Source organism: Daejeonella sp. (assembly GCF_030684675.1).
Taxonomy (GTDB): domain Bacteria; phylum Bacteroidota; class Bacteroidia; order Sphingobacteriales; family Sphingobacteriaceae; genus Daejeonella.
This window is the reverse complement of sequence record NZ_JAUXXZ010000061.1, coordinates 36,683-47,322: the sequence shown is the minus strand read 5'-3', so window position 1 is coordinate 47,322 and position 10,640 is coordinate 36,683. Positions and strand designations below refer to the sequence as shown.

6 protein-coding genes, 1 pseudogene and 1 CRISPR repeat array are annotated in these 10,640 nt (G+C 35.4%); of the genes and pseudogenes, 1 reads left to right on the top strand and 6 read right to left on the bottom strand.

Going from position 1 to position 10,640, the window contains the following annotated elements:
* Positions 1-128: pseudogene (locus Q8M41_RS13580) on the top strand (IS630 family transposase); the annotation flags it as partial.
* A gap of 114 nt (positions 129-242) precedes the next feature.
* A CRISPR array of direct repeats spans positions 243-1,650; the repeat unit is 46 nt; unit sequence GTTGTGATTTGCTTTCATTCTTTGATTTACTGATATTTACCACAAC.
* Positions 1,651-1,740: 90 nt separating this feature from the next.
* On the opposite strand, the gene cas2 reads toward Q8M41_RS13580, so the two are convergent.
* The 6 genes from cas2 to cas9 all read right to left on the bottom strand — a co-directional run bounded on the left by cas2 (position 1,741) and on the right by cas9 (position 10,422).
* Entirely contained in the window at positions 1,741-2,070 is a 330-nt protein-coding gene (gene cas2 / locus Q8M41_RS13575) for a CRISPR-associated endonuclease Cas2 (RefSeq protein WP_305365822.1), read from the bottom strand.
* 3 nt (positions 2,071-2,073) lie between these two features.
* Complete coding sequence (cas1, locus tag Q8M41_RS13570; protein ID WP_305365821.1) at positions 2,074-3,105, bottom strand: type II CRISPR-associated endonuclease Cas1; 1,032 nt, start codon at positions 3,103-3,105, stop codon at positions 2,074-2,076.
* A 266-nt stretch (positions 3,106-3,371) separates the two neighbouring features.
* Positions 3,372-3,719 carry a type II toxin-antitoxin system PemK/MazF family toxin gene (locus Q8M41_RS13565; RefSeq protein WP_305365820.1) on the bottom strand — a complete coding sequence of 116 codons (348 nt, stop codon included), beginning with the start codon at positions 3,717-3,719 and terminating at the stop codon, positions 3,372-3,374.
* On the bottom strand, positions 3,691-3,933 hold the full coding sequence (locus tag Q8M41_RS13560) for a ribbon-helix-helix protein, CopG family (protein ID WP_304759752.1): 243 nt from the start codon (positions 3,931-3,933) through the stop codon (positions 3,691-3,693). The genes Q8M41_RS13565 and Q8M41_RS13560 overlap by 29 nt, the downstream gene beginning before the upstream one ends.
* 706 nt (positions 3,934-4,639) lie before the next feature.
* Complete coding sequence (locus Q8M41_RS13555) at positions 4,640-4,849, bottom strand: hypothetical protein (RefSeq protein ID WP_305365819.1); 210 nt, start codon at positions 4,847-4,849, stop codon at positions 4,640-4,642.
* A 203-nt stretch (positions 4,850-5,052) separates the two neighbouring features.
* Positions 5,053-10,422 (bottom strand): type II CRISPR RNA-guided endonuclease Cas9, encoded by a 5,370-nt coding sequence (gene cas9, locus Q8M41_RS13550; protein WP_305365818.1) that lies wholly within the window; start codon positions 10,420-10,422, stop codon positions 5,053-5,055.
* Positions 10,423-10,640 lie beyond the last annotated feature (218 nt).

Below are 10,640 nucleotides of genomic sequence, written 5' to 3'. Positions count from 1 at the left end.
AAATAGCCGCGCAAGTTAGTGCCTGGCAAAATCAAAGAAATAATAAAATCTGTAAAATAAATTGGCAGTTCACAAATAAAGAAGCACGAGTGAAATTGAAAAGACTTTATCCGTCAATTGAGAATTAACATAACACTAGTAGATGTTGTTGTCATTTTCTTTTACTGTTGTGATTTGCTTTCATTCTTTGATTTACTGATATTTACCACAACTAAGGTACATAAAGGCTGCGTCGCGCCGCCGTTGTGATTTGCTTTCATTCTTTGATTTACTGATATTTACCACAACGTACTAAGCGGGAACGTTTTACGCGCCCAGTTGTGATTTGCTTTCATTCTTTGATTTACTGATATTTACCACAACTTAGCAGATAAGTTAGCTGGTAGGCAACGAGTTGTGATTTGCTTTCATTCTTTGATTTACTGATATTTACCACAACTGGTATTATGTCATACCTTAACGATCGTTTGTTGTGATTTGCTTTCATTCTTTGATTTACTGATATTTACCACAACTCATCATAGGTATAATCAGGGTCAAGCCTGTTGTGATTTGCTTTCATTCTTTGATTTACTGATATTTACCACAACCTCCCTTTGGTTTAGCTTTCTCGATATTGAGTTGTGATTTGCTTTCATTCTTTGATTTACTGATATTTACCACAACACAACGGCATGCGAGCCGGGCGTAACACGTGTTGTGATTTGCTTTCATTCTTTGATTTACTGATATTTACCACAACTTTATAACCCATTGTCGAACCCCCACCGCAGTTGTGATTTGCTTTCATTCTTTGATTTACTGATATTTACCACAACTGCTGCTGCTTATGCTGCTGCTGCAAGTTAGTTGTGATTTGCTTTCATTCTTTGATTTACTGATATTTACCACAACTGTGCCGGTTTTGCAATCGGCTCTTCCGCGTTGTGATTTGCTTTCATTCTTTGATTTACTGATATTTACCACAACTAAGGCGCACGTGTAGGTGTATTCTGCCAAGTTGTGATTTGCTTTCATTCTTTGATTTACTGATATTTACCACAACTTCTCGAGGAACTTTGTTTACTTGACGGTGTTGTGATTTGCTTTCATTCTTTGATTTACTGATATTTACCACAACATCCCTTCCAAGAGTTCCAACGGCATCCGAGTTGTGATTTGCTTTCATTCTTTGATTTACTGATATTTACCACAACAATAACAGCTTACATATTGGATCTGAAAGAGTTGTGATTTGCTTTCATTCTTTGATTTACTGATATTTACCACAACGTTTGGGATTAACCAATGGCACTCAGGAGGGTTGTGATTTGCTTTCATTCTTTGATTTACTGATATTTACCACAACTCGATGTAAATTGAAAACGGTAGTGTGTTGTTGTGATTTGCTTTCATTCTTTGATTTACTGATATTTACCACAACGACTCTATTTGCGACCACGCCAACAGAGGTGTTGTGATTTGCTTTCATTCTTTGATTTACTGATATTTACCACAACTGTCGAGAGTACGGAACGAGAAAACCATGGGTTGTGATTTGCTTTCATTCTTTGATTTACTGATATTTACCACAACTAGCATGGACTTATAATTTATAGTAACAAGTTGTGATTTGCTTTCATTCTTTGATTTACTGATATTTACCACAACATACCAGCATTCAAAGTATTTATTATCAGTAGTTTAAGTCAAAAATTAGAATTAAAAAAATCCGGTTGCTAAGCTTCCGGATTTTAAATTCTAAAACAATTCTAATTGCTGCGGTGTTTTCGGGCGCTCTTTTTCGTCTTTTCCATAGAATAATTCCATCATGCCGAATTGCTTATCGGTGATCGTCATAATCCCAACATGCCCTTTTGGTGGTAATATTTTCTTCACCCTTTTGATGTGTACATCTGCATTTTCCCTGCTGCTGCAATGCCTCAAATAGATGGAAAACTGAAACATGGCAAATCCATCACGCATAATATCTTTACGAAATCTGCTGTATATCTGCCTTTCCTTTTTCGTTTCGGTGGGCAGGTCGAAAAATACTAAGATCCACAAAATCCGGTATTCATTTAGACGCATTGATCAAAAGGGTAAAGCATCGTCATTTGTACTGCTCTCAGGCTTATCTGGCTCATCTACCAACTTTACTTCAGAGTCATCAGCCAGATCATTATAAATTGATTTATATTTTGATCCAAAAGCTTTTATTGCCGGGTAATTAATTCTTCGTAAGCTACCCTCATAACATTTGGCGAGGGAAGAAGTGGTACTTTGCAAGCCAACCATTAATGGACTTTTGCCCTTGTCAAATTGTACATCCACACTCGCAATACCCAGCAGCTGTGATTTGATTGATGTGCCCAGCTCCAGAAAATTTTCACCTTTGTCGATAATTTTTAATACGATCCTGTCAACATAAGGACGGTATGGCTCCATGATATCATCAGCAAGGCAATAGGCATTATACTTATTCCTGTGATGTATTCCTAAGGTGGGAAGTAAGCCGGAACAAACCAGACCTCGTGCTACTATGGCTCTTAAGATCGCATATCCATAATTTAACAGATTATTAGGCGGGTCGCCTTCACGGCCTCTAAAGAATTCTATTTTCTTGGGGAATACATTTTTCCAGTAATAGGCTGCCGCACGCCCTTCATAATTATCAGGATCGCCTGAACGTACAGATCTGGCCCAATATAGCATGTTTTCATGTTCTATGTCCCGTTCTGCAAGTACAGCGGCCTGATTCATTATTTTAGCCTGAACGGTTTGCTGCCAGAGTTGCTTTTTTAAGGGTTGAGATGCATCGATCTGGTAACGGAAGCGCTCACTTTGGATATCATGTCCGTCTATAGGCAGCATCATACCGGTAGGGTGGTGGGTTTGGTTACAGGTAATGATTGCGGCATTATTTTCAAGAAGTGCGGCCATGCAACCATGTGTAATAGTGATTTGCTGATGGTCGAGAAGTACAATTCCAATGTCTTCGATAGGGACAGTTTTTTGAGATTCTTTTTCACCCAAATCTTTTAAATGGGGGAGTTTGATTGATAATTGATCCTGTTGCAGACTAAGATAGGCCGGGTTACTGAAAAGGAGTGTTCTTTTAATCATATTTCCTATTTGCCTGTATATGTATGGGTTATCTATTTGAATATACTCATTAAGCCTGAAAATTTAAAATTGTTTACATGGTAATGAGCGTTCCGGCTGGCAAGGGGAAATATTGATGGTTGGTGATAACATCAATTATAGGGAATAGAAGACACCAAGTATGGGAAAACCAAAGAAAGGACCCTTAGGCCTCTTTCAAGATGGTAGCTCTAAGCCATGGGAACAAAAACTTAAAGTACTACCTCTTGTATGGTGATATTATTGGATTAATACCTCCAGATATCGTCGAAGCCATTCTTAATTTGCTTAAGCTCATCCGCAGATATTGTTCCTATTTTACGAACCAGCCGTTCTTTGGAAACGGAGCGAATATGAAAGATAAGAATTTCAGAACTTTCGCGCAGTTTATTTAATGCATCAGGTATGAGCAACACATTGCCCTTATATCCTTTGAGCTTTGTTGTGAGTGGACAACAAATCAGCGTGCTTAAATACGTGTTTGCAAGATTTCCACTCACAATTACTACCGGACGGGTTCCGGATTGCTCGCTCCCTTTAACAGGGTTCAGATCGGCGTACCAGAGCTCACCTTGCTTCATTTTCCAGTTGCTCAAAATATTCTGCCATGCCTTCTTCGGCTATTGCCAGTAAATCGGCATCTTCAGCCATTTGCTTATAAGAACGGATATAGGAAGCCCTGTTCAGGTGATCGAGGTAAAGCCGGAGTGCCTGTTCAATCAGCTTATTTTTGGGCATTGAGAGTTCTTTTGCTTTCTCTTCAAGCAGTTGAAGGAGCCCGTCAGGAAGGGAACTGGTAAAAGTTGCCATACAATATATTTATATAATGCAAATATAAAATATATTTACAAAATTTATAGTATGATGATTTTGAAGGTTATTCTGGATTCGAGAATAGTACGGATGTGCTTTAATTGATATTACTACTTAAGAGATGAAGGAGTTGAGGAGTCTGGAGACTCCTCTTCATTTGCCTATCCGTAGAGGCGCTGCGCTGAAACTGTACAACAGCAAATTATTGTTGTATTGAAAAATCAATTTTCGTAATCGATGGAAACTCTACGGACAGGGGGGACTCCTCTTCATTTGCCAATCAGTAGGAGGCACTGCGCTGAAACTGTACACCTGCGATATAATTATGTACAAAAACTCTTTTTGATAATCGCTGCAAAACCTCTGGACAGTTGAGAGGTTCCATCAATAGGGCTAAAGCCCCATGTAGTTCCTTATAGCTTTCTGAATGTTGGGCTGAAGCCCGAAAACGAGCAAAATCTTAGCTCCAGCTAAAGCTGGAGCCTATTGAACGACCGTACTGATGTGAGGTCATAAACTGTACAACAACGATTTAATTTTGTACAAAAAATCAATTTTGGAAATCGCTGGAAACACTAAGGGCAGGGGGGTAATAAGCACTATGTTTTATTCTCAGGATTGATCTCTGTACTTGTTTATTCTCCTAAGTTCTTCTATGTCGGCAAGGTCTTTGGCACGGGAGGTTCCTGATTTGGTCAATACCTTATCTGAATCTTATTTTTTTATTCATTGGCCTACTTAGTTCGTCTGCAAATAGTTTTCGGATAAGGGCATTGACATTTTGGAGATGTTCAGTCGGTGATAGGGCTGCCATTTCTTTTGCGAAAGCTTCATTAGCATCTTCATTGGAACTGAAAGCTTTCAAATTGTGCTTTTGATATGCAGTTTGAGACCCCGGTTTAATTCCTTTCATTAACTTCATATTTTTCATGATCGATGTGATATTAGGTTATATTCAACTTTTCCAATACTGTCCCTGATTTTATTTAAATCATAATGTATCAAACCCCGGTCATATATCTTTACAGATTGTATGCTGATTAATGGGTTTGCGGGTAAGATTAGACCGCTTGTGCCTAAACCTAAGGATCTGATAAAGTCTGTACGGTTCATTCTTTATGCTTTTGAGATGTTGCCTAAACTATCCAGTTTAAGTTTAATGCAAATGTCTTTGATTTGTTTACCGTCAAGACTTGCTGTTTTTGTATCAAATGAACCTATTATTTTGCTTTTCTTTTCATCATAATGCATATCTACTTCTTTTGCAATGATTGCCTGTGCAATACTATTTGGGGTAAAATAACAAGTCGAAGAAAAGTCATTTACATTGTATAGTCTTTTCTTTTGTTCATTCGTCAAATTGGCAAAATCTATTACAATGTTATTATTCAATTCATCACCAGTTGGAACATACACCAAATCATTTGGCGATAGAATTATATAATCATCTGTATCTTTTACATCATTATTTCGGTTTAATATTTTTTCTTTTTCATCTTTTATTGCAAATCGAAGGGGAATCGTTTCATGATCAATATTTCCATCATTTTTTGCAATTTTAAAATGATAATTACCTCCTGTTTCTACCCATTTATGATTATTTGTTTTTTTCTTTCCTATAGAGAATTTAAGTGAAGCACTTTCTGCGATAGGTAGTCTTTTTACGGAGAATTTTCTACACTTATTAAATTCATCAATTCCCTCAATAGAAAAAGCCCTGTCAATATCATCGTCATTATTTTTCAGATGAAGTAATAATTCATTCCTTAGTTTTAAATCGGCTACTTTATTGATTCTGTCTTTTACAGCATCTATAGTGGATAAAGCCCCAGTTCCCGTTCTTATAGAAAGATTTGTGATAGGTTGTCTTTTTCTGTATTTAATATTCAAAATTTTAAAATCAGTATATTCAATAGGTTTCTCATCTATAATAATTGGATTTTTAGACAAATACTTTTTAACTTCTCCAATTTTATTGTCGTGCATTCCTGAAATTTCTTTAACCACATCTCTAATTCGGTTATCTATTATTAGCTCAGCTTTTCCTGTATTCTCTATAATTTTTAGCCTATCAAATTGCAGTGTTATCTTTGAACTTGGATTGTCGGTATGCAACGCCTTTCTTATGCTCCAATGTTTTTGATTCTTATTATTTTGGCTGATAAATTCCTTGACTGGCTTTCCGTTTTTATCCAATCTTAAGTTTCCATTCTCATTATAAAAGCTTTCATATCTATTAGACGATTTTGATACCAGTTTAAAATCATTTTTGAATGAAATGATGCAATGCGAAAGTGCTTCTAAAACTACTTTTTTGTAATCTTTACTTGCAACGTCAGAATAATTATTTTGCCAATCCATATCTGCAACCGATGATTTGTCGTTACCTGCAGATGATTTCATTCTAAAAGAACCGGGCAGCATATAAATCCAAACTTTTTCTTTCGGATTTTCCTTGTCGGGTTCGCTGTACATTATTTGCCGTTTAATTCCTGCTCTTTGTTTTTTTATGGCTTCTGTTTTTTCTTTCTTTTTATTTGTGATTCCGGAATTGATATTGTTAATGAACTGAACATGGTTTTCGGTACAAAGAGCTACAATTAAAGCATCTAAAGCGTGATGCCGGTGGTCTAATCTTTTCAGCTCAAAATTTTTGTTTTGTTCTAAAATATATTTGGTATCAATATCAAAATATCGGTGTCCGCTTTTTGAAATCTCATACTTCCCAAAATCTTCCGAGTTGTGTAGTGTATTCAATCGTTCAAATCTTGGCGTTAAAAGCTCTGTCCAGACCTCATTAAACTTCCATTCCCTTTTAAGCCTATCCGTAATCATTCCTGAAACCGGAAGCAGATTTTTTGAACGAAACTCCACTTCACCTTCTTCTCGCACCACGTGACTGAGCAGCTCCATTGCTTTTCGGGCAATGTGCTTTGAATTGTTCATCTGGCTGTCCGTAAAACCGGTAGGAACTTCTTTTGATAGTAAAATGAACCTCTTAGCATCTCTGAATTGAGTTTTTACCAAACTCACATACGCATCTTCATCCACCAATTCAAATGTGATATTCTTATTTAGATTTTCATCAAAAATAGTGTGTGATTTTCCGCCAAATTGCGCAATAAATTCCCTTGCGGTTTTGTCGGACTTAAACCTGTTTAAAAATGCTTCGCAAACCACTTTATTATTCAGCGAGTCATTTGTTACAGAAGCTCTTGGCAAAATATGGTCAATATTGTACTTGTTTCCGTTGAACAGGTCGGTAAGTGTTATGGGCTTATTGGTATAAGGAGAGCGGTATCCCTGTTCTATCCAAAGTTTGTATTTTTCAAAATCCGGTTTACTTATTTTTTGCTTTTTCAGAATACTCTCAATCTCTTTTTTATCAAATTTTTCGATATTATTAGCATAAAAATCTTTCTCTGAATAGCTTCTTCCCTTTGCTCCTTCTTCCACAATTTTCAAGCGCTCGAAATGGTCTTGATTTCCTCTTTTGGCATTATATGGCGATTGACTTAAAAATTCTTCTAGAATATTTCTCAATCTTTCATTTTCTGTCCTGCTATTTTTTTGTCGTTCGGTAATTTCTTTCTTTTCTTGATTGGACTTTTGCAATTCCCTTGCTACTTCCAAATGAATTTCAGAAAAGAAATTTTTGGTTGATGCACCATAAATTTCCCAAATATCCGCCACTACTTTCATCGTTTCTTTTAGTACTTTTTCGGCAACCGGATTATTCAAAGAATGGTGTTTCAATTCTTTGTTTATTTCCTCTCTTATTTTCTGCGGACTGTCCCAATATTTTGCCTGTGCTAATTCCGAATGGCGACCATAAACCAAATATGAAGCCTTGGTTAAATTCAAATTGGTAAAATCTTCGGGCTTATTAAAAGTTTTGAACGTGTTGAACAACCCTTTAGGAAAGGACAGGTTATCTTTATCAATACTCATCACTTTAGAATAATCAATCTCATCTGACGAAAAATCAATAATTTTTAGCTTTTGTAAAATTTCATCAATTCGCTTGTTGATAGAGTATTTCCAGAGAGCTTCATACAGATTTTGACGTTTTTTTTCTAATATTCGTCTCTCATCATCACTAAGTGACTTCAGTTTTTCTTGTGTGATTTCAAGGTAAGCGGGGATTTTTGCTTTTTGAAATTGTATCTTTTCTATATCCGATTGAAAATTTGAAATATCAAACTTCCCTTTAAAGCTGTTATCGCCCATCCTTATAAATTGAAGAATTTTCTTCAATGCTTTTTCAGAGTATGCACAATACTTTGACGGAAATTTTGGGTAATTATTAAAGTCTTTTACCAGTTTTTCTTTTATTTCATCTGAGGCGTTACTACCATTCAAGAATTTGTTGAAGAATGACTTAATACTTTTACAATCTTCATATGTACGTTCTTTCTGATTGACAGAATATAGATAATGCCACAGTTCTATCTCTTTTTCTTGCGTCATAAACCTGTCAAGATCTTGAAAGCCACATCTCTTAAACCTGATTTCAAAGCTTTTTCTGGTTTCGTTTCCTTTAAATCCTTCTTCTTCGGGATAGTTCCACAAAATTTTCCGTTCTCCTTTCTTGCCAATATCTAATCCGAATTGCGTCTTGCAAAACTCCAAAAAATCATTAATTGCAACTGTTGAGCGTTTATTGAAATGCTCAAATAATACCTGATAATCCTCTGGCTTAAAATACTGGGACGTTATATCAACATTGGTTTCAGATTTTCCTTCTGCATCTTTTGCCTCTAATTGTATCAATCTGATGTTATGGATTTTATCCCATATCCGAAACTCCTGAAACAATGGGTGCGAGGCTGACACCACTTTTTTATAGACAGGTCTTTTGGTAACTTCTCCTGTCGTTGTATCAACCTCTTCTTTCCAATAATCAATTTCATATTTACAATCCGAAATCTCCGATTTTTTCGGTTGCAAAGGTCTTTGATACAGCAAAATATCTTCAACAAGCAAATGGGCGAGGGCATTTTTATTTTGCAATAATGCTTTTGCGTGTTCCGCGTTATGAGGATATAAAAGTTTTACACACTTCTCAAAAACTGACTGGTCTTCAAATGTTTTGTAAAATTGTTTTTGTGTAGCAATTATTTGCTGAAGCTCCTCACGGTAAAATTTCCTGTCAATGGTTTGAAATAAACCACCAATAATTTTGGTAGGTTCGCCAGTTTTCGCATCATTTATCAATACATTATAAATTTTCGGAGAGATATAATATTTAGCACTGTTATCCTCATTTATATATCCTTTATCAATATTAAACTTAATGGCGTCTTTTTCAGTTTTCTTTTTTAATAAAGTCCAGTCTTTGCTTCCTTCACTGTTAAAGTCAGGTATTTTTATGCTCGGAATGAGCGTTTCAGGCTGTCCTTTGAAATTGTATTTATTGGAAATGACAAACAAATCAGAAAAGATTTTAGGATTTTCCTTTTTAGATTCATCTTCTAACTTTTTTTCTAAACTATTATACGGTTTGTTCCATTTTTCTTTTTTCTTTTCATTTTCCCAACCGTTAGAGTAAATGAAATTGTATATATGCTTGAATTTTTTGTCGTCCGTTTCTTTGTGTTCTATTTTTGAAAGAGTGAGGTTGTATAAATCATTGATTTGATATATCACTTTTTCTTTTTCGATATTTCCGGCATCGTCTAATTTTGAAATTTTCAAAACCTCTTTTATATCATCTTTGAATGTAAGTTGCTCGTTTGTATATTCCTTATAGGTAAAGTTTTCGGCATCGTTGAGTGTTATTTCATAAAAAGTACCGTTCTTATCCGATTTTGGATCAGAGCTGATTACTTTCAAATCCAGCAACTCTTTTATTTCGTCAGATTTCTCATTCTCGTTTTCAATTTCATCGAGTTCTGTTCCTCTTTTTTGATTATAGCTTAGAAGTACCCAAGCCAGTTCTTCTAAAGAGATTTTTTCTTTCAGGGCTTTTTGTCTTAAGTAATAAATTGTCCAGTCTTTCGGTACTCTTTTGCCTTTTTCATTTTTAATTTCGGGATTTACTTTTTGTATATCCTTCACCATTTCTTCAAAAGCATCTTCAAAATAAAATGAGCGTTTGTTCTCGCTATTTTTAGTAGGTAAATAAGCAATTTTAGGCTCAGTTTCGTCTTTGAATTGTCCGCATTTTTTACCATTTCTTTCAAAATCAATTTCAATTTTGTAATGTCCTGGCAATGCTTCCAATAAATTCAAAACCAAATGCAAGCGGTCTCTTCTTAACAGATACCGTTCCTTTGTAATTCTTGCTCGGTGCAGCGTTGTTCTGTTTCCGGCAGCACTCGTGATTTTTTGTCCGGCATTGAATTTTGAAAATTCCTGTCCGTCCATCGGGATTATACGACTACCTAGACCCACAATTTTCAATAGTTTCTTTTCATGGTCAATATCAATCAACGCCCACCCTATACTATTCGTTCCTAAATCAAGACCTAATATTTTTTTCATAAGAGTATATTTTGTTGTCGAACGAAAATGAATCGAACTTAAGCGAATTCTTTAGTACTAAACAATATCCGATTATTTTTTAATTATAACATATTCTGGATGGTTCATATTTAAGCATTATCGTCAAACTTAAATAGATGTTCATTTATTTTTTAACGGTTTCCCGTATTTGATAGGTTAAAGAATGTTGTATATTTGTATTGAAAGCAAATCACAAT